This is a genomic window from Stenotrophomonas sp. RS-48, assembly GCF_030053245.1.
Lineage (GTDB): Bacteria > Pseudomonadota > Gammaproteobacteria > Xanthomonadales > Xanthomonadaceae > Stenotrophomonas > Stenotrophomonas maltophilia_P.
Genome location: NZ_JASGBV010000047.1, coordinates 1 through 25,082, shown reverse-complemented (window position 1 = coordinate 25,082; position 25,082 = coordinate 1). Strand labels below are relative to the sequence as shown.

Sequence of the window (25,082 nt, the reverse complement as noted above, 5' to 3'; positions counted from 1 at the left end):
CCAGCAGCGTGGTCGCGTTGTCCGCCAGTTCCGCCCAGGGCCCACTGCGATCGGCCGCGGCAAAGCGCCGCAGCAGCGGCAGCGGCAGATAGCTGGGATTGACCCGGGTCGCATCGCCTTCGATGAATCCCTGCGGTCCCGGCAGCAGCATCGGGCCGAGACCGGGCAGCTGCACGACTTCCCTTTCCCGCACCTGCCCCAGCATGCCCCCGGCGATGGCCTGCAACGCAGGACGGTGCCAGAGCCGCCCCGCTTCGAGCAGGGCGTAGGCCAGCCACAGATCGGAATCGGACGCCGGATTGTCGTCCAGTACGCGCCAGCCGCCCTTGTCATCGCGGCCCCACAGCCAGGCCGGCAACCGCTGCCGCATATCGCCCCCGGCCAGGTTGTCCTGGGTCCAGCCCAGAACGCGATCAAACAGCGCCTGATCGTTGTCGACCAGCGCGAAGAACAACGCATACGACTGCCCTTCCGACGTACTGCGCTGGTCGTCCTGGCTGCGATCGATCATGCGTCCGTCGTTGCTGAGGCTGCTGTCCAGCAGCACCTGCCAGGCCGGCCAGCGCGGCGCTGCGAGCGCACGCCCTGCGCCCATGGCCAGCAACGGCAAGGCGGCCGTCGCCTGCAGCAGTCGGCGGCGTTGCGGGTCAGCGGAACTCGCCATAGGGCACCAGCGGCGACACGGGCAGCGGCAGGTTGCCCTGCCAGGGCTTGAAGGTATAGCGCAGATAGAGCTGGAATGTGTTCGGCGAGAAGTCACGGCTGCGCTGCAGGGTTCCCGCCGCGCCCAGGACGATGTGATCGCCCAGCCGCCGCTCCACGGCCGCGTAGAGCCGATAGCCGGTGCCGGTGCTGCGGCTGTCGCCGGTGTACAGGCCGGCCTCGTCCAGCGCGAGAGCACCGTACTGCGGCTCCAGCTGTGCCACCACGCGCTCGATCAGCGCCTGGTCCGGGAAGCGGCTGATCGACGCCGTGCGCGCGCTGGACACACTGACCGACCCATCCACCCGCAGCGACCACAGATCGTTGCGCCAGGCAAAGCTGGCCGGCAGGCTCAACGAGGCATAGCGCTGCGGGCTGTAGTAGCCGCCCTGGCCCAGGGAGTAGCCGCCCAGATCCTTCTGGTAACGCCAGTACATGGCCGTGGTGCCGACGTCCAGGCGCATGTCCGTACGCTGGATCAGCTTGTGGTACCAGCCGACCATCGCACGCGCACGCGTGTTGTCCGCGACGTTGTGACCGGTCAACCGGTGCCAGCTCCAGTTCGACCAGACACCATTACGTCCGCCCTCATCGAAGCCCAGGCTGAAGGTGATGCCATTGGCGGTCACCCCACCCCAGGCAATGCCGCTGCGAGGATCGTAGGCACCGGCCTGTGACAGCAGGGAGTTGGTCATCGGCCGCCGCGACAGCGTCGCCCCCCAGCCGAGACGGCCCAGATCGCCATTGGCGGTGATGCCTCCCAGCCAGTTGCCGATCACATAGTGGGACGGCGTATGGCCAAGGTCGACATTCCAGCGATCGTCCAGCGTGCGCCAGCCGGCCGCGAACCCTGCGCCGGAACTGCGCCGCTGATGCACGAAGCGGGTACATCCCGGGGCCTGCAGCCGGGAGCCGTCGGCACGCAGCAGCGACAGGTCGCAGCTGCCGAAATCCTCGTCGTAAGTGCCGTCGGCGCCGGTGCGGAACCGCCCTGCGTCGAAGTGCACCTGTTCGATGCGCGCCCAGCCGAGCCCGCCTGCAAACGGCGCATCCAGATGCGCGATGCGGGTGTCGCGCCCGAGGCGGGAAATGCCGGGCGTTCCGTCGCTGCGACGACCGGTATCCTGCATCACCGTCAGCGTGGGATTTTCCTGCTGGTACAGCGTTTCCACGTCGCTGCGCAGGCTGCGCCGCAGCCAGTCGTCCCCCGCGGTCTCGCGGCTGGCCAGGGTCAGCGCACGGTTGTCGCGCGGCTGTGCCTGCGTTGCGGCCAGCAGGCCGTTGTCGGCCATCGCCTGCGCGTACATGTCCAGCGCCTGCTGCGGATCCTCGCGGCGCACCAGTCGCGCTGCGTCGCGCCAGGACTGTGGATCCAGACCGTCCCTGCGGGCCAGCAGCGCGCGCAAGATCGCCAATGCCTTGGCGTCCTCGTGCAGGTCGGTCCAGATGCCGGCCAGCTGGCGCTGCTGGCCGAGCGCATCTTCGGCGACCACCGGGGGCGACAGCCGCATCTGCCGCCGCGCGTTGTCCAGATCGCCGGCACCGATCCAGGCCTGCACCTGGCCAAGCTGTGCATCGACGTTGTCCGGCTGCTCCGCAAGTACCCGCTGGTAATACTGCAGGGCCTGCGGGTGGTCGCCGCGCAGGCGCGCCCAGTCGGCCAGCAGCAGGTTGTTCTCGGCACTGGCCGGTTGCTGTTGCAGCAGAGCGATGGCTTCCGGCTCGCGTCCCTGCGCACGCAGCGACCAGAGATGATCGATGAGCTGCTGCCGGCGCAGCCGTGCGGACAGTGCGCGGATATCGTCATCCCATTCCGCCAGCGGCACCGCGTCCAGCACTGCCAGTGCCTGCGGCAGGCGATCGGTGCCGGACAGATACAACGCCTGCGCGTAGCGTGCTTCAGCGCTGTCATTGCGCGCCACCATGTCCGCGACCACCGCATCGGCCTCGGCAGGCCGACCCGCGGCCTGCAGCTCAACGGCCAGGGCACGGGCGAGCCACGCATCGGCGGGCAGCTCCACGCGCAGCTCATGCCCGAGCGCAAGGGCGGCCTCCGCATCGCCGGCCGCCAGGGCCTGCTCACGTCGTTCGCGCAGGCGACTGATCCGCAGCTGACGCAGATCCTCGGCGTACAACCGGCGCTGCGCGGCCGGCAACGCATCGATGAAGGTCTCCAGACGCTGCGGATCGGTCCTCCCATACAGCTGCACCAACCTGCGGATCACGTTGGCATCGTTCGGCGCCATCCGCCTCGCGGCCTGCAGCTGGCGTTCGGCCGAGGCGTCGTCGCCACGGGCCACGGCAACATCCACCTGCCCCAGCCGTGCGTTGACCTCGCGTGGCTGCTGCCGCCGCGCCTGCGCGTACAACGCATCCGCCTCGTCCAACCGACCGGCACCGAGTGCGGCATCGGCCTGGTCCAGCAGCAGCCAGTAGCGCGTACTGGCAATGAGGTCGCGCCATTTGTCGCTGCTCTCGCCGACGGGCGTGGCCTGGATCGCGCGTTCGAACAGGCCGATCGCCGACGCGCGACGGCCCTGTCGCATCTGCGCCATGCCCAATCCGCCCAGGAAGGCGGCTTCGCGCGGATAGGCCCGCAACGCCTGCTGGAAGGCACGTTCGGCCTCGGCATCGCGCCCGCGTTCAAGCAGTTGCTGGCCACGCAGACCCGCCCGCCAGGCCGGATCACTGACCTGCCTGTGCTGCTCGGCATAGCGCTCGCGCACCAGGGCGATGTCATTGAAGGTGGGATTGCGGGTGATGAACGCCTGCAGGCGACGCACGCCGCGCTCATCGGCGGGCTGGTCCTGCAGGTACGCCCACTCGGCATCGGCAGCCAGCCCGCGGGCGTCGGGGTTGCGGCCCATGCGCCGCAGCGCGTCGAGCGCTTCATCGTCGCGACCGGCCGCGAACAGCAGCTGCGACAGCGTCTGCAGCAGCCCGGTGTTGCCTGGATACGCCTGGTCCAATGCGGTCAGCTCCCGGATCGCCAGCGCGCGGCCATCCGCCTGCGCGCCACGCAGACGCCAGTACTCCAGCCCCAGCTGCAACCCCGGAGGCGCGTCATTGAACAGGCGGCGGTAGATCGCCAGCGCATCGGCACTGCGGCCACCGGCTGCGAACAGGCGTGCCTGCTGCAGCTCCTGCTGCAGATCGCCCTGGTAGGCCTGCCAGAGGCGATCACCCGCAGCGAGTTCGCGACTGCCCGCACCGACCTGCCGCAATCGTTGCAGTGTCGCGGTCGCATCCTCCACCTTCTGCTGCGACAGCTGCACCTCCAGGATCGCCAGCAGGGTGCCACGATCATCCGGTGCCAGCATGCGCAGCCGGGCCAACGCATCTTCGATCAGGCTCTGGCGCCCGGTCGCCTCGCCGATGCGTACCTGCTGCAACAACCACTGCCGCTGCTCGGCCGCAGTGCCGCCGGGCATTTGCGGCAGCGCCTGTGCCGTGCATGCGCCGGTCCCGGCCAGACCCAGCAGCACCAGCCGGGACGCCATCAGCAGCGGCGGCGAGGTCCGGCTCATTCCTTGCCCGCATCCAGGCGCCGCGCGGCGACCCAGCGCAGTGCACGCCAGAGCAGGAAGGCGACCATCAGCACCACCAGCGTGGCCAGCACGGCCAGCAATGCCGGATGATCGGCCAGGTGGTACCACAGCAGCAGCCACCACGGCAGCGCGCCCACGTAGTAGTGTTCGCCCACGAACTGGCTGTTGATGCCGGAACTGCGCAGGATCGCCACCGATCCCGCAATGGCTTCGCGCTTGCCGGTGTCGCTGAGTGCATCATCGAGCAGCTGATAGTCGGCCGGATGGCTGGCCGCCAGCGAGACGATGCTGCGCTGTGCATGGCGGGGCGACTGCAGGCCGACGATGGCCGCGAAGGGCGCCTGTGCGGTGACCGCCACGCGGGTGACCGCAGGATCGCCCGCGCGGCTGCCGCGACGGGCCTGCTGCACCGCCAGCTCCGGCGATGACCACTGGCCATTGAGCAGGCGCGTGCGTTGGTCGTCGATCAGCAGTGACAGCTGCTGGCTGCCGCGCAGCTCATCCGGCAATGCGCCCAGGACCAGCAGGTCCGCATCCAGCGCACTGGCCTGTTTCCAGTCTGCGGACAGGCGCAACCCGTAGGCCGGGTACCCACTCTGCACGCCCAGGCCTCCGATCAGGTTGAGCAGCAGGCTGACCTGGGCCTCGCTGGCGGACGGCGGCACCAGCACCACGGTTTCAGACAGGTCCGCCATGCGTGTGAACGGGAAGCCGCTGAGCGCGAACGCGGACAGGTCCGGCAGACCCATGTAGTGATGGAAGCCGGAGAAGTCGATGGTCGAATCCTCCTCGATGGCCGCCTGCAGGTTGGGCGGCAGCACGGTCTGGCAGTGGTCGCGCTGGGCACTGCCCATCACGCTGGCAAAGTTGAAGTCGAACCGCAGCTGGTTGCGGTCACCCAGCTTCAGCGCCGGAATCAACAGGCGGCCATCGTCGGCGCCGGCATCGCCAGCGAGCACAGGCAGGCGGATTTCCGCCACACCCTGCTTGCCGGTGCGACGCACCAGCGGGAAGCTTGAAATGAACTGGTCGTTGATCGCCACGCCCAGCCGCGACTCATCACTGCCAAACGGCGGCGTGTAGCGGTAACGCAGGTTCAGTGGAATGCCCTGGTTGCGCCAGATGAACAGGTCCGGTGGCAGGTTGAGATTGACCGTGATCGGCTGCGGCGATACCCCGTTGGCATGCAGCTGCTGCGGATAGTCCAGCAGCTCGGCCAGGCGCACCGCGCGATCGGTACGCACCCAGTTCGGCGCGTCGTACGGCCTGCGTGGCGCCAAGGGCTTCATTTCGTCGATCGCGACCTGGCGGCCGCGGAACAGGACATTGCCGGCCGCCATCGCCGAAACGGCCTTCTGCAGGTCATCGTCGTTGCGGCCCAGCACCAGCAGCAGCTTGCGCTGCGGATCCTCGGGCAGGGCCATCAGCTCGATCACCGGCCCCTGCACAGGCGCGTGGTTGGCGATCACCGGCGGGAAGCGGCCATTCACCGCCAGCACCACCGCGTGGCCCTGCTCGGGCAGGGTGCCGAAGCTCACCGGAAAACGGGCCTGCCGCCACCATCCCGCCAGGCTGCCGAAATAGGACGCCATGACCGCCGCAGCCCGCTGCTGCGCCAGCGTGGGCGCCGCTGCAAACACCACCGGCAGTTCCAGCCGCGCGGTGTCGCGCGGATCGAAGAAGGGCAGCGGGAAATTGGCCAGATCATCCTGCATGTCCAGCGGCTGGCCGCCCAGCCTCAACGTGCTGTTGCTGGAGAGGTTGACCCACAGCGAGCTGTGCGTGGGTTCTTCGCAGATGTCGGTGTAATGGCCGACGAATTCCAGGCGGACCTGGTTGAAATCAGCGATCAGGCGCGCATCCAGCGGCAGCTTGGCCTGCACGGGGCGTCCCAGCTGGTCGTTGCTGATCGGTACCACGCCCATCATCGCGTCGTTCAGATAGACCCGCAGGTGCGACAGCGTCGGCAACAGCGACGGCGAGGGTGTGAAGCTCAGATCCAGTTCCGCTTCGCGCGCGAGGCGATCGCGGCGCACCTGGAATTCGAACGTGGTGCTGTTGCGGACGCCGGACAGCAGCGTGTCCTGGCGGCGGCCAAGCTGTGCCAAGGTGCTGTGCCGTTGCCAGGGCCAAGCGCTGCCGGCCCAGGTATCGGGCAAGGCCGGTTCGCCGCGCGGCGCGGGCACCGATGCCGCTGTGGTCGGGGTCGGTACCGCAACCTGCGCGGCCGGGGCATCCGGCGTTGAACCGGTGGCAGGCGCCGGCACGGGTGCTGGAGCGCCATTGCCGGACACCACTGGCAGTACCAGCAACGGCAGCAGCAGCCAGCGCAGAGAGGTCGGGATGCTCATGGACGAAGCCCTGGGTCAGCGGCTGGGTCAGCCGGGTGGGAGGGAAGCGGACGTTGTGGTGCGAAACTGGCCAGCCAGCGCAGCAGGCGACCGCTCCAGTGCACCGGGCGGTCGAGATCGAACGGCGTGAAGTCGCCCATTCGCCGATAGCCTTTCCAGCCCAGCACCAGCACGCTCCACAGGCTGCGTGGCAGGCTCTTGGGCTGGTAACCGGCATGCCAGTCCAGCCACGCATCGGCGCGGGCGAATGTGCATTGGGCGAACTCCACGCGCTGGCGCTCGTTGTCGAACTGCAGCAGCAGGCCGAGGCGATGGCCGACGCTGCGCTGTACCCGCGCCGGGAAGGCGAACTCGCGCCGGCCACGCCCGAGCAGCAGGTGTACGCGCGTGCCTTCGGCCAGTTGCGGATCCAGTCCCAACTCCAGGCCGACGCCATCGTTGGAATAGTCCTGCAGCACGCCCCGCAGTCGACGCCCATCGGGTATCTGCAGCGCCATCGGCAGGCGCGTGGTGACCCGGTGGGTGCGCCGCACCTGCTGTACCTCCGCCGCCACCGCCAGCGCGCCGCCGATGATCAGCAGGTTGTACAGCACCCACAACGAACTCACGACCACCGTGCCGCGCTCATCGGCAGGCCCCTCGATGAAACGCCACACGGCGAAGCACAGCCCCAGCACGTTCAGCAGCGCCAGTACCAGGTAGGGGCGCGCCACCCGCCAGTCGAAGCGGTCACCCGCCTGCGTGCCGCCCTTGTCGGTGACATTGAACTTGCCACGGCCGGGACTGAACAGGGCCACGGTGGTCGGCCGCGCGATGTACCAGGCCAGCACGGTTTCATAGACCTCACCCCAGAACGGGCGGCGGTACCGGCCCTGGATGCGCGCGTTGGTCAGGCTGGCGTGGGCCATGTGTGGAACGACAAACAGCAGGATCGCCAGCGCGGGGGCGTAGATGATGTAGACATGCAGCAGGAGGAAGGCCAGCGGCGCGGTGAGGAACACCAGCCGCGGGATGCCCGCGAGAAAGTGCAGCATCGCGTTGGCGTAGCAGAAGCGCTGGAACAGGCTCAGGCCCTTGCCAAGCAGCGGATTGTCGATGCGGAAGATCTGCACCATGCCGCGTGCCCAGCGGATGCGCTGGTTGACGTGCGCGCCCAGGCTGTCGGTGGCCAGGCCGGCCGCCTGCGGAATGCGAAGGTAGGCCGAGTTCCAGCCCTGGCGATGCAGGCGCAGGGCGGTATGCGCATCCTCGGTGACGGTCTCGGTGGCGAAGCCGCCGATGGCATCGATGGCCTCACGCCGCAGCACCGCGCAGGAACCACAGAAGAATGCGGCATTCCACAGGTCGTTGCCGTCCTGCACCAGCCCGTAGAACAGCTCGCCCTCGTTGGGATCACTGCGGAACACCTGCAGGTTGCGCTCGAAGGGATCGGCCGAGAAGAAATGGTGCGGCGTCTGCACCAGCGCCAGCTTCGGATCGCGCAGGAACCAACCACAGGTGATCTGCAGGAACGAGCGCACCGGCAAGTGATCGCTGTCGAAGATCGCCACCAGCTCACCGTCGACCAGGGGCAGGGCGTGGTTGAGGTTGCCGGCCTTGGCGTGCCGGTTGTCGCTGCGGGTGATGTAGTTGACGCCGGTCTGCTCGGCGAAGGCACGGAACGCCTCGCGCTTGCCGTCATCGAGAAGGTGGATGCGAAGTCTGTCGGCCGGCCAGTCCAGCCCCATGGCGGCATGGACGGTATGCCGCACCAGTGACAGGTCTTCGTTGTAGGTGGGAATCAGCACATCCACCGTGGGCCACTGCCGGATGTCCGCCGGCAAGGGCGCCGGACGCCGTCGCAGCGGCCAGGCAACCTGTACGTAGCCCAGCATCAGCACCAGCCAGGAATACGTCTCGGCCACCAGCAGCACCAGACCGCAGACCAGGTCGAAGGTGCTGCTCCAGTTCAGGGTGGCGGTATAGCGCCACCAGAGATAGCGGCAGGACACGGTGATCGACAGCACCACCAGTACCAGCGTCGCATAGCGGCCGGGCATGCGCCGTACCAGCAGCGCGATGACCCAAAGCAGCAGCACGAACACGAACTGCGCCAGGTAGCTGAAGGGCTGGGTGATGCACAGCGCGGCCAGACCCAGCGTGGCCAAGCCGGTGACGGCGGTCAGCGCCTGCCGCGCGCGCGGTGGCAGGCGCTCCAGGCGCTGTGCGAGCCACGCCGCGAGGCGACTGTTGCCGACATCGGCAGGTGCATCACGCATCGCCCGCAGGTAGCGCAGGCGACCGCGTCCTGCCGCTCCGCGCAGCTCGGCGATGCGCTGGCGCCGGGCCTGGGCCAGGCGCTGGCGGCGCAGCGAGGTATGCGGAACCAGCCGCACCAGCGACAGCCATGCGGCCTGGATCAGCAGCCGCAGTGGATCTCCGGGGCGCCAGCGGCGATCACCCTGCAACTGCGGGAACGCACGCCGCAGCCGCGGCGCCAGCGCCTGCCACGCAGGTCCTTCCAGCCTCAACAGCGCCCAGCCCAGCGCCTGCAGCGACCACAGCAGTGCGCACAGTGGCCATGCGGCGTACACGCGCTCACGCAGCCGGTTCCAGTGCAGATAGTGGATGCGTGCGCCCTTCATCGCCCGCTCTCCCGATCCTGCCGCCGCGCCGCCTCGGCCAGGCACCACAATGCCAGGCCGGCGACGTCGGCAGCCGCCAGCGCATCGGCCGCATGCTGGCCCAGCGGCTGCTTGCTGGCCAACGCGGCCGGCACCCGCGCATCTTCGTGCAGAGGCTGAGGCACCAGCATCGACGCGTGCGCATGCAGCCAAAGCTGCATCAGATCGCGCTGCACCGGAACCGCCGGGTCATACCGGTTGGCCAGCAGACGGCGCGGATCGTCGTGCTGCCGCTGCAGGAAGACGTGGCTTGCCGGATCGACGCACGCCAGGCGCAACGGCAGCGTACAGCGCGCATATCGGTTGACCGCCGCCGCGTGTGCCGGCAGCCGCTGCGGCAGGTCGAACAGCAGCCAGTCGAACTGCGCCGACAGCACTGGCACGCGATCATTCCAGGTGTCGGGTGCCAGACTCAGCGCCTGCTCGATCTGCAGGGCTTCGGCCGCGCTGACACGGCCGTACGGCAGCACTGCCAGGCCCGGTGCGCAGGCGAAGGCCGCATCACGCCAATCGCGGCCGTCCAGCATCGCCCGCGCCCAGCCATCGGCCTCCCGCGCGGCCAACCCGACATGCAGGCCCAGCATCTGATCCGGACTGCACTCGACCAGCAGCACGCGCTGGCCCTGCGCATGCAGCGCCTGTCCCAACGCGGCCAGCACCGTGGTGACGCCTGTGCCGCCGTGCACGCCCTGCAGGGACAGCAGTACGCTCATGGCTGCCGCTCCAGCTCGGCCAGCAACGGCCAGCGTGCCAGTGCCCGGGCACGTTCGTTCTGCGCCGAGAAGTCCACGTAGGGCAACCCGGGCATGCCCAGGCTGCGACGCAGCAGATCGATGTCGTCCTCCTCCACCGAAAGCGTACTGGCAACGGCCAGGATGTCGGCCATCAGCGTTTGTCCTCCGGGTAGGGGTTCCAGGCCTTGCTTCCCTGCAGCTGCAGCCAGGGCTTGCCACCGTAATCGATGACCTTGGCGCCTTCGTTCTCCGACACCGAGGGCGTACGTGGCAGCCCCTGCAGCAGGCTGTCCCAGTCACGCGCTCCCGGCGGCGACTGCGCGTTCAGCGCATACACCCGCGACACCAGTTCGGAGAGGGCCAGATAGCTGCTGGGCTCGGGCACATGACGCGGCCCTCCGCTGGCCGGCGTGCCCATCCCGACCAGCTTGATGCCGACCGGCACATGGGTGATCGAAGGGCTCGGAATCTCCCGCATGCCGGGAATCTGCATGCGGTCGCCATGCAGCGCCGCGCCATGCTCGGGCACCACGACGATCATGGCGCGACGGCCACTGCGCTCCACCGCTTCGACGAAGCCTGCCATGTCACCCAGCACCATCTGCGCGCGGGCCTTGTAGTCCGCCGCGTTGGCACGACCGTCGGCGCCGACGATGCGGTTGCCGTCGTGCAGGGAGATCGTGTTGTAGAACAGCGCGACCTGCTGCGCCTGTTCGGCCTGGCGCTGCTTCCACCAGGCGTTCAGCACGTCACCATCGCGGCGCAGCGGCGACTTGTCGAACGCGACCAGCGCCCGGGGAAACGCGCTGATGTCCATCGGCCGTGCCTGCAACCCACCGTACTGGCTCAGTTCGCCGATGAAGTTGTCGAAGTGCCCATCGTGGTTCATCGCCAGCTCGCTCTGGAAACCCAGGCGCTGCAGGTTGGAGAACAACTGGCATTCGGCTGGCACCGGGTCGAACAATGCGGTGTGCGAGGTCTGTCCGCAGCTGGCGCGCAGCAGGCGGATCGCCGCCGGTCCGCTGTAGGCGGTGGCCGAGTTGAAATCGTCGAAGATCAGGTCCATGTGGTCCAGCAGCGTGTTCTGGCGCATGCCGACTTCGTCCAGATCACTCCATGCCAGCGAACAGATGTTGAGGATGATGACGTCGAACGGCGCAGCGCTGGCCGGCGCCGGGAACACCGTCTTCAGGCCCGACTGCTGCTGGTAGAAGGCCGCCAGCCAGGCATTGAGTGTCTCGTTGCTGGCCGGCGCAAGTGCACCGGCAGCGCCGGCAGCGGCGTCAGCACCGCCGGTCGCTGCGGTGGCCTGCGACGTTCCCCAGTTCAGGCCCGCCGGCAATGGCAGTGCCACCACCGCCATGCCCAGCATGCCCAGCACGCTCAGCGTCGTGATGCGCAGCCACGGTTTCAGCAGCAGGTAGGCAACCACCAGCAGCACCAGCACCGCGACCATCTGCCAGTTGATGAAGCGCTGCGCCAGCTCCAGCCAGTAGTCGGCGGAGAAATCGAGCACGCCCGGCTGTGCGAGAAGACGCTGGAAGGGCGGCCACCAGGTGTCCTGGTAGTAGAGCACCACGGCCACCGGCACGGCGACGACCGTGCGTGTGATGCGTGCCCATCGCCACGGCAGTGGCACCAGCAGGGCGGCCAGGAACAACAGGTTGGGCAGGACCTTGAGGTCCAGCGCGCCCATCCAGGCCAACACCACTTTGGACAGGAAGTACAGGTTCCAGCCGCGCAGGTCCGACCAGACGAACGGCGATGCGGGCGTCGGCTCTGCGCTCATTGCGGCCTCCGCGCATCGCGCACCCGCACGCCCGTCCGCCGCAGGTGCCGTGGGGGCAGCCATGACGCTGCGCGGCGACGCACCGCGCGCCACAGCGCGCCCAGCATCACGCCGAACGGAATCATCACCAGCGCACAGGCCGCGATCAGCGTCCACAGCTGCTGGTCGGTTGTCATGCGGAATCTCCCAACCGGAACGGGATGGGGGCGTTGAATGCGACCTCGTTGACCGGGGCCGCGGGTTGCGGCAACGGAACGGCAGGGGCGGGCAGCGTCTCGGATTCGGAGTCGCTGCCGCGGGCATTCATCGCTGCGATGTCGTACTCGGCCAGGCGCTGGTAGCCATCGAACAGCTCGCGCCAGGGCAGCCGGTACAGGTTGGAGAGCGCCTGTTCGACCGCATCGCGGCGGCAGCCGAACAGGAACAGGCGGACCTGGCCGCGGTACACGCAGGCCACATCCCCCTGCCTGCGGATGTTCAACTGCTGCAGGGTCTGTTCCGCGCGCAGCCCGGCCACCGGCTGCAGCGCCAGCACGGCGCTTTCCACCGCGCTGCCGTCCTGATCGATGCGTTCGCCGACGATCTGCCGGAAGCGGTCGGCCGCCACGATTCCATTCACTTCCGGTGGCCGGTGGGCACGGATCAACGGTTCGGGGTCGGCCGCCAGCTGCCCCTGCCAACGCTGCCGCTGCACCGTCTCCAGCAGCGTCAGCAGCCGCGGCAGCGGAGTCGCCGCCGGCACCACCATGTTGCCGCCGCACTGCAGCAGCAGGCGCTCGTCGGCGTAGCGCAGGCACGGTTGCACCTCGCGCACCACCAGCTTCAGCAGGTCGCCGCGCTCGCGGCGCAGCCGATGCAGCAGGCGTGCCAGTGTGTCCACCTGGTCGTTGCTGCGGATCGCCAGCACCACGGTGGCCTCGCGCGCCTGCAGCGCCGAAGGCAGCAGGTCCGCCCAGCCATCGTGGAGCCGCCAGGCGGGCGACAGCGGCGGAGCGCCTTCCAGCACGTCGGCCTCGGCCAGGTACAGATCACGATCGCCGCCGCTGGCCTCGACCGCAGAGAGCACGCTGTCCGCCTCTTCTGGCACGCGGCGCAACCCGCCTTCTGCCGCTTCGATCGCGAAGGCACGGCGGGCCACCACGCCATGGGCGTTGGCCCAGTAATGCAGCAGCAGCTGCAGCGCACCGCGGTGCGGATGCAGCTGGGCGACGCCGGAACAGGTCCGGTTCAAGGCCAGCAGGCGCGGCGCCAGGGTGGCCACTTCACCGTGGCAAAGCAGCAGCAGCACCGTGCCGGCCTGCTCCGCCCAGGCTTGCAGCTGCCGGTTCCATGCCGCCAGCCGGGCATCGCTCCAGCCTTCCAGCGCCGCCAGCGGAAACTGCACCATGCACAGGCGGGTCGCGGCGGTGGCCGCGCGGGGAAGATCAACCGCCAGACCACGCAGGGTCCGCTGCATGGCAGCGGCCGAGGAACGGAACAGACGCAACCGCGCCGGCCCCTCCCCCGGCGGCAGCTCGGCCAGCATCGCATCGGCGCCGCGCCCCAGCGTCGCCAGCACGGCGTCTCGCACGTCGCTGGCCGACCCCAGCACACCTGCGCCGACCAGGTCGGCCGGCGCGCTTCCGGCCGCGACGACCCAGTACAGCCCACCGCCGTGCATCTCGACGAACTCGGGCGGCAATCCGGCGATGGCAAGATGGGGCGCTGTCATGCCGGGTCCTTTCAGCGGACCTCAGCCGAGCCGACGCTGCGGCAGCGGAGGTGCTGTGTTGGGTGACTCGAATTTCATGACGCGCATCACACTCGTGCTGCGATACGTTCATGGCAGCTCCGATCTTGGTATTTCCGGGATCAAGACGCAGTCAACGTCGCCTGCGGAACAGGCAACGTTGGGGTGCAGCGCAGCGGTGGAACGGCCGTTGGCCGCTACTCGTACTGGATGGTGAAAGTCGCCTGTCCGTTCGCGACACCGGCACCGACGGTACCGGCCTGGGTCTGTACATAGCGGGCGCGCAGCGGCAGGGTCATGGTGCTGGTGCCCGGTATGGTGGTGCCGACATTGATCGCCTGGCCGAAGCGCACTTCGCGCTCGGTGGTGCCATCGCGCTGGACCATCTGGATGCCGATGCGGGTCGCGCTGTTGGCAGCCGCGCTGAGCTTCAGCACGCCCGGCATGTTGGAGCTGTCCTGGTCGGCATCCAGGCGGATGCCGATCTTGCTCTGGTAGGCAGCAACATTGCTGCCCTGGCAGTTCAGGCGGATGTCGAAGTCACGGTTGACCGCGCGCGAACCGACGCCGGTGAACGAGGTGTTGGGGACACTGCCGAAGTCCACCGCGATGTTGCGGCTGCCGGCGTCCACCTCGCAGGTCGGGCTGACCACGGTGGTGCCCGATCCCTTGAAGGTGGAGGTCAGCACCGGCCGGCTAGCACTATCGCCATCGAAGTAATAGGTGGTGAAACGGCCATTGGGCGCGATGATGCCCGAACCTGTCTGCGCTGCGGTCTTGATCAGCTGGATGCGGAACTGGCCACCGATCAGCGAGATGGTCGCGTTGCCGTTGAAGTTGATCGAGTGAGGATAGTAGGTCTGGATGGCGCCGGAGTCGCGGAACAGGCGGATGCCCACGCCCGCCACGTCGGTTTCATAGACGTTGGAAAAGCCGGCCACCGGGCGCTTCTGTGCGGCATTGACGTACTCGCCGATGGAGCGACCGCCGGACCAGTCGCAGCGCGCGACACTGTTCTGCTGGTTGATCGCAACGCTGATCTCCTTGATCACGCCGCCAACCGGGGTGCTGGGCAGGATCACGATCTGACCCATGTCCATGGTCACGTCCTGTGCGGTGAACCCGCTGGTCTGGATGCGGCATGCGGCGCTGGCCTGCTGGGCCAGCAGCACGCCCCCCAGCACGGCCAGTGCGGCCAGCGCCTTGCGGCCACGGGAAAGAATCATCGGCATGCTGCCTCCAGCGGGATGAAGCCGGTCTTGGACGCGTCGGCGCCCGCCGGAACCTGGTAATCGACGGTGCAGCGCTGGTCGGCGCCGGCGCCCCACTCCACCTGCAGGCGGCCGTGATCCTGCTCGCTGCGCACATACAGGCGGCCACCCTGGCTGACCATGCCCACCGGCTGGCCCTGCTCGTCCTTGACCTGTGCGCCGAACGGCAGGGTGCGGCCATCGGGATTGCGCACCTGGATCAGCAGCGCGTTGCCCTTGCGGGTATCGAAGCGCAGGTAGCTGATGGCACCGGCAAACGGTGCAACCGACTGGCTGCTGCTTTCCAGCTCGACGTCATGCGCCATGCCCTGCGGATCCAGGGTCACGGTGTTCAGGCGGTACGGCGATACGTACGGCACCACGGCGTAGCCGCGACCATCGATGCGCAGGCCCGGTGCGTTGGTCACCTGCGCGTCGCGCGCGCCCGGCGCCTCGACCAGCACCATGGTATCGCCACGCTGCGGAGTGAAGGTGACGCCGCCCGGATGCATGACCACGCTGCCGTTGGCGCCCACCGATGCCTGGCGGAAATCGCTGGAATGGCTGTAGGTCGCGTTCAACGCGGTGTAGCGGCTGCGGTACTCGGCGTTGCCGACCGCGGTGGTGTTGCCCTCGCGGGAATCGGACAGGGCCACGCCGTAGCTGAAGTTGTTGTCGACGCCGGCCGAACCGGTGATGCCCACGCGGCTGTTGTCGTAGCCACCACGGTCACGCGCGCCCAGGTCGGCGCTGAACGACACCGGATGGGTCCCGCGGCCCAGCGGAACGCTCATCGAGAACAGGTACTGGGTGTCGGCCCGGCCGAGGATGCCTTCTTCGGTGCGCAGTGCCGAGAAACCGTAGTTCACCGAGCGCCAGGCGTTGTTGTAGCCCACCTGGTACTGCTTGGAGGTGCCGGAACGGTCGTAGAAGTCACGCACCGAACCGGTGACGTACAGCGCACCGGCACGGCGGCCCAGCGGCTGGTTCAGGGTCAGCTGGAACTGGCTGCGCTGGCGGCCACGGGTGGTCGGGTCGATGCCGCGATCATCCGCGTCGCGTCCGTACAGGGCGTCCTGCAGGCTGTAGTAGCCTTCGGTCGAATAACGATAGGCGGCCAGGGTCAGGTTGGTCCCGGTTTCGCCGATCATGTTGCTGTAGCTCAGGCGCACGCTGGCGCCGGTGTGGTCGCCGTAGTGGTTGAACGACGTACGGGCATGGGTGACATCGGCCGCGAACGCACCGATCCGGGTGGACAGGCCAATGCCGTACAGCAGTGAAACGTAGCCTTCGCTCAGCGCGCTGCCGCCGTACAGGGTCAGCTGGTTGCCGATGCCGCGCTGGTAGGTACCCTGCGCCAGCCAGGGTTCATCGCGCAGCAGCTCGTTGCGGACCTGGCCGGCGGTCACCGAGTAGCGGGAGACGCCTTCGCGCAGCATCTGCGGCACCGAACCGAACGGCACCTTGAACTCGCGGCGGCGGCCATCGGCCTCGATCACGCTCACTTCCAGGTCACCGCCGTAACCGGTCGGGTACAGATCGTCGATGACGAAGCTGCCCGGCGATACGGTGGAGGAATAGATCAGCTGCTGGTTCTGCCGGACTTCCACCCGCGCATTGGTCTCGGCGATGCCGCGCACCACCGGCGCGTAGCCGCGCAGCGAATCGGGCAGCATGCGGTCGTCACTGGCCAGGCTGGCACCCCGGTATCCGATCGACTCGAACAGTTCGCCGGTGGTGTAGGCCTCGCCCACAGTGAGCATGCCGCGGATCTTCGGGATGCCGCGCTGGGCGTAGGTGGCGATGCTCTGCCAGTGGCGGCCGTCGCCCTCGGTCCAGGTCAGGTTGGAATCGTGGCGGAACTGCCAGCCGCCCAGGTTCAGGCCGGCATTCAGGCCCAGATAGGCGCTGCGGTTGCGCTGGCCGCCTTCGACGCGGCTGTCGCTGTCGATGGCATTGAAGCTGTAACCGACGAAGCCGGCGTTGATGCCACGGTCCCACAGCGCGGGGTTGACGTAGCCACGCGCTTCGCGGCGCAGGAACACCTGCGGGATGCTCAGGTCGTAACGCAGGTTGCCGCTGTCATAGACGCCATAGGCATTGGCCATGCGCTGCTGCACCGGCACGCACGTGGAGGTATCGGTCGGCACCGACGGGTCCTGCTGCAGCAGCACCGCCTCGCTGTCCACGCCCATTTCCTCGAGCATCGGCAGCGCCAGGCAGGCATCGACGCGCCCCTGTGCATCCGCCTTGAACTGCACGTCGCGGCGGCCCTGCCAGGCGCCATTGACGTAGACGTCCACGCGATAGGTGCCGGCGACCATCGGATTGCCGTTGCTGAAGGCCGCCAGATCGACCTGCTTGGCTTGGCCGGAGAGGAAGCTGGAGTTGAACTGCGCCGACTCCGGCGCACGCGCGGTCGCCGCCCCAGTCTGCGCCATCAGCGCCTGTTCGCCGAGATTGGCCGGGGCAGCCAGCGCCCATCCTGGGCAGGCCACGCCGGCAGCCAACAGGCAAAGCGCCTGATGGATCGACAATGTCAATCTGTTTCCGATCACACTGACATTCCTTCAATTCGCCGCACGGCGGCGGTGGCGGGATGCGCAGGCCCTGGCCAGCGCGGCGCGTTCAGCCCCCGGTGCTGTCGAGGCGGACCTTGTGCTCCACCCGACCGCCGTAATCGTTGATGGTGATGAAGCGCACCTCGGTGGTGCCCACCGGTGCGGCGAACTCCAGGTTCTGCTTCGGTGCGACCATCGTTCCCTTGTCCTCGACCGCCTTTTCGCTGCTGCCGGTCACGGCATGCACTTCGGCCAGGGTCACGTGGAAGGGGCTCGGGTTCTCCACCCGCAGGCGGTCACCGCTGCGGGTCCAGCGCAGGGCTGCCGGTGCGTCGTTGGCGACGCCCTTCAGGCCCTGCGGCCGATAGAAAAGCTTCAGGCGCGAACGGAACGCGACCTGCAGGTAGTTCTGCTCACCGTTCTCGGCGTTGTCCGGCGACGGCGGCACATCCAGCACGTTCAGCCAGAACACCGACTCGCGATCGGTCGGCAGCTGCGCGCCGGAGAAGATCAGGCGCAGCGCCTGGCTGCGGCCCGGCTCGACGCGGCTGATCGGCGGCGTCAGCACGAACGGGGCATCACTGGTGTCGGCCGTCTGGTTGGCGTCGCCACTGTCGATCCAGGCCTGCACCAGCGCGGGCGAGTCGCCCACGTTGTCGACCTGCACGGTGACTTCGCGCGACTGCGCCGGATAGATCACACGCGTGCCATTGACCACCACGCCTGCCATGGCTTCCTGGCAGAAGAGCAGCGTCGACGCTGCCAGCAGCAGCGCCCGGGGAAAGAGAGCTTTCATCGGAAGTACTACGCTCGAGGTGTGTGGCCAGGGGCCGCGGAGCGCTGGCCGGCGCGTACGCCGGCCAGTGCGGGTACGGCGATGATCAGTTGTAGATGATCGTGTACTTGACGCTGCTGGTGACGTCGCCCGGGGTGGCGGCGGCAGTGGCGTAGTACTCGGCGTAGTAGTTCAGGTTGGCGGTGCCGTCGGTGGCAACGGTCACCCACTGCGAGTTGTCCTGGGCCAGACCGGTGCCTGCGGCCTTCACCGGCAGGAACTGGTTGTTCGAGCCCAGCAGCTGCAGCTGCACGTTGCCGGCAGCGTTGGCCGAAGCCTGGTTGATCAGGCGGCCGCTGTTGAAGTCAACGGTCGAACCCGGCTCGAAGTAGGTGGCGACGTTGCCGGCGCTGCACTTGGTCAGGTTGATGGCGAACGGGGTGCGGCCCGCGACGGCACCGGCGGTGGCCAGGGTGTTCTTGGACACGGTCGGCAGGGTAACGGCGAAGTCCTTGCCGCCCGGGGTCGAGATGGTGCAGGTCTTGTCGGTCACCTTGCCATTGAAGGTGATGGTGCCGTCGGCAGCGTTGGCGGCCAGCGGAGCAGCGGCCAGCATGAGAGCCGCGATGATGTTGATCTTGTGCATTGCTTTTACCTAACCCTACTGAAGAGATGGAAGTAGAGGAGGAAGCAAGGAGCACTGCCGGGCTTCAAGACCCATCCTTGCGTCTCACCTGTGGCCGGATTCGGACATACCTACCCCTGAATCCGTGACGCAAGTATATGCAGAACTGTGATGAAAGTCCCATTATTTTTCTGAACGATGGTTTATTGACGCCCCAAATGTGCCGTGATAGGCACTTTTGGCTTGGCGGCCGATGGGGAATTGGCGCGGGCCGGCAAAGGTGGGGGAACGACGGCAGATGACGTCTTCGACCCCGGTGGCGGGCGCGCCTGAAAGAGGCTGTTTTCAGGCGGCCAGCGCCGTATTTGATGCGCATCACTCTTTGTTGGTGATGGCCCTAGCAGATTCGGATTTTGCCTATTAAAGGCCGTCCGGAGCTGTCGCTAACTAGGACACACCGAACCAGAGAACGTGTCATGAGGACTTCCCTTCTGCTGTGCGTGGCCCTGATGTCCGTCAGTGCGCTGGCCCAGGCCAGCAGTGGCAGCATCCGGTTCAGCGGCCGCATCGCCGAGCCGGGTTGCACGACGGCCCTGTCCCAGGGCGAGCTGAGCCTGGCGGCCTGCCCGCCGTCGGCCAAGGGCTCGACGGTGGCGGTGACCGCGGTGGGCGACAGCCAGGCCGCGACGCTGCGCGATGGCAAGCGCCATGGCCAGCAGCTGGCCGTGTCGGCCAGCGCCATGCGCGTCGGCGACATCGCCTTCTCCGAGCGCTACCGCGTGGAAGCGCCGCAGCAGCAACCGCTGCGGGGCGCCTACCTGGTGGTGGTCGACTACCTTTAAGCCGGGTCCGGCAGTTCAAAGACCTGACGCAGGTAGGCCAGGTAGCCGGGGTCGTCGCACATGCTCTTGCCCGGCGAATCGCTGAGCTTGGCCACCGGCTGGCCGTTGCAGCGGACCATCTTGATGACGATGTTCAATGGCGTCGGGCCCAGATCGTTGGTCAGGTGGGTGCCGACGCCGAAGGCCACCTGGCAGCGACCGCGGAAATAGTCGTACAGGCGCATCACCTTGGCGATGTCGAGCCCATCGCTGAACACCAGCACCTTGCTGCGCGGATCGACCCGGCGCTGCTGGAAATGCGCCAGCATGCGGTCACCCCAGTCGAACGGATCGCCCGAGTCATGGCGCACGCCGTCGAACAGCTTGCAGAAATACATGTCGAAGTCGCGCAGGAAGGCGTCCAGGCCGACCACGTCGGACAGCGCGATGCCCAGGTCACCGCGGTACTCGCGTGCCCATGACTCCAATGCCGCCACCTGCGAATCGCGCAGCCGTGGCCCCAGCGCCTGGAATGCCTGCAGGTACTCGTGCGCCATCGTGCCGTGCGGGGTCATGCCGTACAGCCGGGCGAAATGCACGTTGCTGGTGCCGACCAGCTGCGGGCCGAGCGCATCGCGCAGCAGTGGCAGCAGGCGCGCATGCCAGTCGCGCGAGTAGCGACGGCGGCTGCCATAGTCGGCGATGCGGCATTGCTCGAAGCCGGGGGTGTCGCGCAGCAGCGCGGCCTTGGCCTGCAGGCGGCGCTCGCCCTCGGCGAAGTCGGGCGTGGTGGTGTTGCGGAACCAGACTTCGTTGATGATGGCCAGCAGCGGCACTTCAAACAGGATCGTATGCAGCCAGGGCCCGGTGATGTCCAGTTCGATCTCGCCGGGCACCCGGGTCGAGGCACGCAGCTGGATGTACTTGCGGTCCAGGTGGAACAGGCCGAGGAAATCGGCGAAATCGGGCTTCACGAAGCGCAGGCCACGCATGTAATCCAGCTCGGCGTCGCTGAAGCGCAGGCTGCACAGGTGGTCGATCTCTTCATCGATCTGGTCGATGAAGCGGGCCAGGTCGATGCCGGGCGTGCGGCATTTGAACCGGTACTGCACCTGGGCGCCGGGGTGCTGGTGCAGCACCGCCTGCATCATGGTGAACTTGTACAGATCGGTGTCGAGCAGGGACTGGATGATAGGCATGAGGCGGATTATGCGCCCGGCGGGGTGAACCGGGGGGCCCGCCCATGCGCGCCGCCGCCGGACACGCTCGACACTACAGGGATCTGCGCAGCAGTCTCGGCACCAGCAGCAGCGCGTGCGCCCAGATCGCCCCCCAGACCGCCACCTGCACCAGCAACGAGCGCTGTGGCGCCTCGAACCTGCGGAAGTAACGCCACAATCCGCGGTGCTTGTGCCACTCGACGAAGAAGGGCCGCGAACGGCTGGACACGCCGCGCACATGGGTGACCTGCAGGTCGTTGGCGATCGCCACCACCGCGCCCGCCTCGCGCGCGCGCCGGCACAGGTCCAGGTCCTCGGCGTGCAACCGGTAACCGGCGTCCCAGCCACCGAGACGATCAAACAGCGTCCGCGGCATCAGCAGCAGCGCGCCGGACAGCGCCGGCACCGGCTGCAGCGTCTTTGCCGGATCGCGCGGAATAGCCAGTTTCGAGCCGCTGCCCGGCGAGCGCAGCATGGCCAGGAAATCCGGATCACGGCGGCGCACCGCCTCATCGGCATGGCCGTGCTCATCCACCTGCTCGACCCCGAGCAGGCAGTCACCGAGCACGTGCGCGCGGTCGCGCAGCCTGGCCAGGGTTTCCGGCTCGACCATCAGGTCCGGGTTGATGAACGCCAGCCATGGGCTGTGCGAATCGGCCGCGCCCTGGTTGTTGGCGGCGGCGAAGCCCGGATTGTCCGGGTTGCCGATGAAGCGCACGCGCGGGTCGTGGCTGGCGTGCCGCTGCACGATGTCCAGCGTGCCATCCACCGAACCGTTGTCGATCACCCGGATTTCCGCCACATCCTGCGACTGGCGCAGCCGCGACAGGCAGGCATCGATGGTGCTGCCGCTCTGGTAGGTAACGACGATGGCGGCAATGGCGGCATTCAAGCGGTTGGCTCCGACGCGGACGGGACGAACAGATCGCCCTGTTCGCGCGGCATTATCGCCTGCTGCATCCGCTGCTGCAGGTCCGCGCGCAGTTCGTGCAGCGGATCGTGCATCAGGAAGTCGGCCAGGCGTGGCACCCAGCCAGGCCACCGCGCGGCCAACGCCTCCAGATCGCCATCGCGGCTGACCGCTTCGCCGGCGCGGCTGACGAACGCGTTCTCGCACAGCACGTTGCGCCAGCCCAGGCCCGCCATGCGCAGGCTCAGATCGACCAGCGCAGCGTTCCAGCCGGCGTAGCTTTCCACGTCCAGTCCGCCGGCACGGCGACGTGCATTGCCGCGCACCAGTACCGCATGCGTGACCGCCGATGGCAGCTCCGGGTGCAGGGTCGGCAGTGCGGCGCAGGTCTGCGCCAGCAGCGCAGTATCGGGGGGCTCGGCATTGATCTCGCCCAGCCGGGGCCAGGCCGCGGTCTCGCCTGCATTGCACCAGGGCGTGGCGGTGGCAATGGCCGCATCGCGGGCGAAGGCGTCCTGCAGCTGCTGCAGCCATCCCGGCGCCGGTACGCTGTCCGGTGCCAGCACGGCCACATCGAGCCCCTCGCAGGCACGCAACATTTCATCCAGATGAGCCACCTCGCCCAGCGGCCGGGCGCGGCGGGTGTACTCGGCCTGCAGTGGCGTGTTCGCCAGCCAGTGCTCGACGACCGCCTGAGCGCGTGGTCCGGTCTGGGCATCATCGGCCAACCAGACCGCGGTACCCGGTGCCGTACCGGCATCAAGCGCAGCCAGACACCGGTCCAGCGCCGCATCGTCCACGCACAGCGGCAACAACACGATCGCCCCCATCCCGCCTCCGTGGTTGTCGGTGGCCACAGCGTAGCACCGGGAGGGTGTCGGCCGGGTTGCACCCGGCACGTGCAGAGGCCGGAGCCGAAGCGGGGTTCATGGGAACGGCGGGGGTCGCCCCGCCGTAACCCCCTACTTCTTTGCGCGCGGCTGGTTCAGCGGCTCCATCGCCCGGAAACGCTGGCTGTACTCGTCGGTCAGCGTGCGCGCTTCCTGCCCATTGCGAACGATGCTGGGCGTCAGCAGCACGATCACCTCCGAGCGACGGCTGGTGCGGCTCTTCTGCCCGAACAGCGCGCCGATCACCGGAATGCGGCTCAGGCCGGGAATGCCGCTGCTGCCATCGGTGGCCGAGTCGGTGATGAGGCCGGCCAGCATGATGGTGTCGCCGCTCTGCACGGCGGCCTCGGTAGCCAGCTTCTTGGTGGAAATGCGCGGGTTGCAGTTGCGCTCCTGCGGATTGCAGTTCTCCGGCACGTCCGACGCGCTGCTGACTTCCTGCACGATGTCCAGGAACACCGTGCCGTCTCGGGTCACGCGCGGGCGCACCTTCAGGATCACGCCGGTATCGATGTACTGCACCGAGCTGTAGCTGCTGGTGCCGACGCCGGTGTTCACCGTGGTGGTGCTGATCGGCACCTTGTCACCCACGTTGAGCGTGGCCTCGGCGTTGTTGCGCACGAACACCGACGGGGTCTGCAGCAGTCGCACATCGGTGACCTTGTCCAGCGCGCTCACCACCGCTGCACCATTGTGGCCGGTGAACGCCCAGCCCAGGCCTTCGCCGCCGGTCGCGGCACCGGCGAAGCTGCTCCAGGAGCCACCCGCCGCGGCAGGCAGGGTCACACCGCTCAAGGCTCCCGTCAGTGCACGCCCGGCCACGGCGTTGTCGAAGAACCAGTTCACGCCGTACTTCAGGTCGCCATCCAGAGCGACCTCGGCCACCTGGGCTTCGATATGTACCTGCAGTGGCATCACGTCCAGCTTCTCGATCACCTCGCGGATCGAGCGCCAGGCCTGCGGCGTCGCGCGCACCAGCAGCGTATTGGTTTCCTCCACCGCCGACACGCCGACCCGGTCGCCTTCCACTTCCAGGCTGACGCTGACGTTGCCGGACTGGCGCTGCGGCAGGTTCAAGCTGCCATTACCGCCACTGGAACTGCTGCCCGGGGTCGAGCCGAAGCTGCTGCTGTTGTTGCTGTCGATGCCACGGTCGCTGTCGCTGTCCAGCTGCGACGGAATGGCACCCGGGGCCAGCGATGCAGGGCTCGAGCCGCCCCGCTTGCCGCTGCTGGCGAACGCCTCGCTGAGCCGCTCGGCAAGATCGCGCGCCTTGATGTAGCGCAGCTCATGGGAGAACAGGCGGGCACTGCCACCGGCCGTATCGATGCGGTCCAGCCATTGCTGGATCTGGTCCAGGTAGCGCACCTGCGGGGTGATCACCAGGACCGCGTTGGCGTTTTCCAGCGGCAGGAAGCGGAACATGCCGGCGCTGGGCGTCTTGCTTTCCTCGCCGAACACCTTCTCCAGGTCGCTGGCAACCTGCTCGGCCTTGCCGGACGTGATCGGGAACACGCCCACCGACATGCCCGACAGCCAGTCCACATCGAAGATCTCGACCGTGCGCAGGTAGTTCTCCAGCTCGGCACGGGTGCCGCCGAGGGTGATCACGTTGCGGCCGCTGTCGACGTTGACGATGGCGTTGGGCCGCGCGTACGGCTCCAGCACCTTCTTCATCTCGGTGGCGGAGATGAACTGCAGCGGCACCACCCGGACCTCGAAGCCGCGCGCGCTGGAGGCCGGTGCGGTGCTCGGCGCGACAGTGCCGGCCAGCGCCTGGTCGGCGGCAACGATGTTGTAGCGCCCGCCGCTGTACACCATGCGCGCGTTGTTCCAGCCCAGCACCATCTCCAGCAGGTTCAGCGCCTGTGCCGGCGAGACCGGCTTGGGCGTGGCCAACGTGACCGTGCCCTGCACCCCCGGCGCGATCACATAGTTCTGGCCCAGCATGTCACCGAGGATCGCCTTGACCACGGCATGCAGCGATTCGCCCTCGAAGTTGAACGTGGCGCTGCCGGTGCCGGCCGCATGCAATGCCGGCGACGGTGCGCGCGCGGCCTCGCGGTTGATCATCGTGCCGGTGCCACGGCGGATGACCGCCTGCGGTGCCCCCTGGCTGTCGGCCGCCGCATCGGCCTGGACGTCCGCTGCGGCCTGGCCGGCGCTGGGCGCAGGCTGCAGGGCGCCCTTGCGCTGCACATGGGGGCTGGAGACGGTACTGCAGCCCACCAGCAGCGCGAGCACGAAGGACCAAGGAAGAAAACGCAGGCTCATGCTCTCACTCTACCGGTTGGCGCCATTGCCCGAAGGCGGCGGCGACTGTTGTTGCTGTTGTTGTTGCAGCTGGCGGCGGCGGGCCTGGATGCGCTCGCGGATGGCCTGCATCTGCGCTTCGCTGGGCCCGTTGCTGTTGGCCGGCGGCGGGGGTGCGGCAGCAGACGCCGGCGCGGGTGTGGCGTCGGCTGCACGTTGCGGTGCGGTCGCCGCCTGTGCCGGCGCGGCCTGCGCCGGCAG

18 protein-coding genes and 1 pseudogene are annotated in these 25,082 nt (G+C 68.1%); 1 reads left to right on the top strand and 18 read right to left on the bottom strand.

What is annotated here, in order from left to right; translation table 11 throughout:
* The 13 genes from QMZ25_RS09920 to QMZ25_RS09860 form a co-directional block, all read right to left on the bottom strand.
* On the bottom strand, window positions 1-664 hold a 664-nt coding region (locus tag QMZ25_RS09920; RefSeq protein WP_283219545.1), incomplete at its 3' end, for a glycosyl hydrolase family 8.
* Complete coding sequence (gene bcsC / locus QMZ25_RS09915) at window positions 648-4,229, bottom strand: cellulose synthase complex outer membrane protein BcsC (RefSeq protein WP_283219544.1); 3,582 nt, start codon at window positions 4,227-4,229, stop codon at window positions 648-650. The genes bcsC and QMZ25_RS09920, both read right to left, overlap by 17 nt.
* Window positions 4,226-6,601, bottom strand: a complete 2,376-nt coding sequence (gene bcsB / locus QMZ25_RS09910; RefSeq protein ID WP_081284449.1) for a cellulose biosynthesis cyclic di-GMP-binding regulatory protein BcsB — start codon at window positions 6,599-6,601, stop codon at window positions 4,226-4,228. The genes bcsC and bcsB overlap by 4 nt, the downstream gene beginning before the upstream one ends.
* On the bottom strand, window positions 6,598-9,225 hold the full coding sequence (bcsA, locus tag QMZ25_RS09905) for a UDP-forming cellulose synthase catalytic subunit (protein WP_065182816.1): 2,628 nt from the start codon (window positions 9,223-9,225) through the stop codon (window positions 6,598-6,600). The genes bcsB and bcsA overlap by 4 nt, the downstream gene beginning before the upstream one ends.
* A complete protein-coding gene (gene bcsQ, locus QMZ25_RS09900) occupies window positions 9,222-9,977 on the bottom strand; it encodes a cellulose biosynthesis protein BcsQ (RefSeq protein ID WP_053518884.1) in 756 nt (251 codons plus the stop codon). Before bcsQ ends, bcsA begins: the two co-directional genes overlap by 4 nt.
* Entirely contained in the window at window positions 9,974-10,150 is a 177-nt protein-coding gene (bcsR, locus tag QMZ25_RS09895; RefSeq protein ID WP_080375313.1) for a cellulose biosynthesis protein BcsR, read from the bottom strand. Before bcsR ends, bcsQ begins: the two co-directional genes overlap by 4 nt.
* Window positions 10,150-11,787, bottom strand: coding sequence for a cellulose biosynthesis protein BcsG (gene bcsG / locus QMZ25_RS09890; RefSeq protein WP_283219543.1), 1,638 nt, complete (start codon window positions 11,785-11,787; stop codon window positions 10,150-10,152). Before bcsG ends, bcsR begins: the two co-directional genes overlap by 1 nt.
* Window positions 11,784-11,963: a cellulose biosynthesis protein BcsF gene (gene bcsF, locus QMZ25_RS09885; protein ID WP_053518880.1), complete on the bottom strand. Its 180-nt coding sequence runs from the start codon at window positions 11,961-11,963 to the stop codon at window positions 11,784-11,786. Before bcsF ends, bcsG begins: the two co-directional genes overlap by 4 nt.
* Window positions 11,960-13,498, bottom strand: coding sequence for a BcsE family c-di-GMP-binding protein (locus tag QMZ25_RS09880; protein WP_164151704.1), 1,539 nt, complete (start codon window positions 13,496-13,498; stop codon window positions 11,960-11,962). Before QMZ25_RS09880 ends, bcsF begins: the two co-directional genes overlap by 4 nt.
* A gap of 215 nt (window positions 13,499-13,713) precedes the next feature.
* Window positions 13,714-14,748, bottom strand: a complete 1,035-nt coding sequence (locus QMZ25_RS09875; RefSeq protein WP_128989097.1) for a fimbrial protein — start codon at window positions 14,746-14,748, stop codon at window positions 13,714-13,716.
* The gene (locus QMZ25_RS09870) at window positions 14,739-17,303 is read right to left on the bottom strand and encodes a fimbria/pilus outer membrane usher protein (RefSeq protein WP_065175834.1); all 2,565 of its coding nucleotides are present in this window, start codon (window positions 17,301-17,303) and stop codon (window positions 14,739-14,741) included. The genes QMZ25_RS09875 and QMZ25_RS09870 overlap by 10 nt, the downstream gene beginning before the upstream one ends.
* A gap of 91 nt (window positions 17,304-17,394) precedes the next feature.
* Complete coding sequence (locus QMZ25_RS09865) at window positions 17,395-18,123, bottom strand: fimbria/pilus periplasmic chaperone (RefSeq protein WP_164151707.1); 729 nt, start codon at window positions 18,121-18,123, stop codon at window positions 17,395-17,397.
* Between the two features lie 85 nt (window positions 18,124-18,208).
* Window positions 18,209-18,748, bottom strand: coding sequence for a fimbrial protein (locus tag QMZ25_RS09860; protein ID WP_053518870.1), 540 nt, complete (start codon window positions 18,746-18,748; stop codon window positions 18,209-18,211).
* A gap of 455 nt (window positions 18,749-19,203) precedes the next feature.
* On the opposite strand from QMZ25_RS09860, the gene QMZ25_RS09855 reads away from it, so the two are divergent.
* Window positions 19,204-19,569, top strand: a complete 366-nt coding sequence (locus QMZ25_RS09855) for a hypothetical protein (RefSeq protein WP_053518868.1) — start codon at window positions 19,204-19,206, stop codon at window positions 19,567-19,569.
* On the opposite strand, the gene pncB is transcribed toward QMZ25_RS09855, so the two are convergent.
* The 5 genes and pseudogenes from pncB to QMZ25_RS09830 form a co-directional block, all read right to left on the bottom strand.
* A complete protein-coding gene (gene pncB, locus QMZ25_RS09850) occupies window positions 19,566-20,747 on the bottom strand; it encodes a nicotinate phosphoribosyltransferase (protein WP_053518866.1) in 1,182 nt (393 codons plus the stop codon). The genes QMZ25_RS09855 and pncB overlap by 4 nt on opposite strands.
* Window positions 20,748-20,820: 73 nt before the next feature.
* Window positions 20,821-21,660: a glycosyltransferase family 2 protein gene (locus QMZ25_RS09845; protein ID WP_065182821.1), complete on the bottom strand. Its 840-nt coding sequence runs from the start codon at window positions 21,658-21,660 to the stop codon at window positions 20,821-20,823.
* Window positions 21,657-22,508 carry a glycosyltransferase gene (locus tag QMZ25_RS09840; protein WP_283219542.1) on the bottom strand — a complete coding sequence of 284 codons (852 nt, stop codon included), beginning with the start codon at window positions 22,506-22,508 and terminating at the stop codon, window positions 21,657-21,659. The genes QMZ25_RS09845 and QMZ25_RS09840 overlap by 4 nt, the downstream gene beginning before the upstream one ends.
* 132 nt (window positions 22,509-22,640) lie before the next feature.
* Window positions 22,641-24,842, bottom strand: a complete 2,202-nt coding sequence (gene gspD, locus QMZ25_RS09835) for a type II secretion system secretin GspD (protein ID WP_283219541.1) — start codon at window positions 24,840-24,842, stop codon at window positions 22,641-22,643.
* Window positions 24,843-24,851: 9 nt separating this feature from the next.
* Window positions 24,852-25,082, bottom strand: a pseudogene (locus QMZ25_RS09830) (hypothetical protein); the annotation flags it as partial.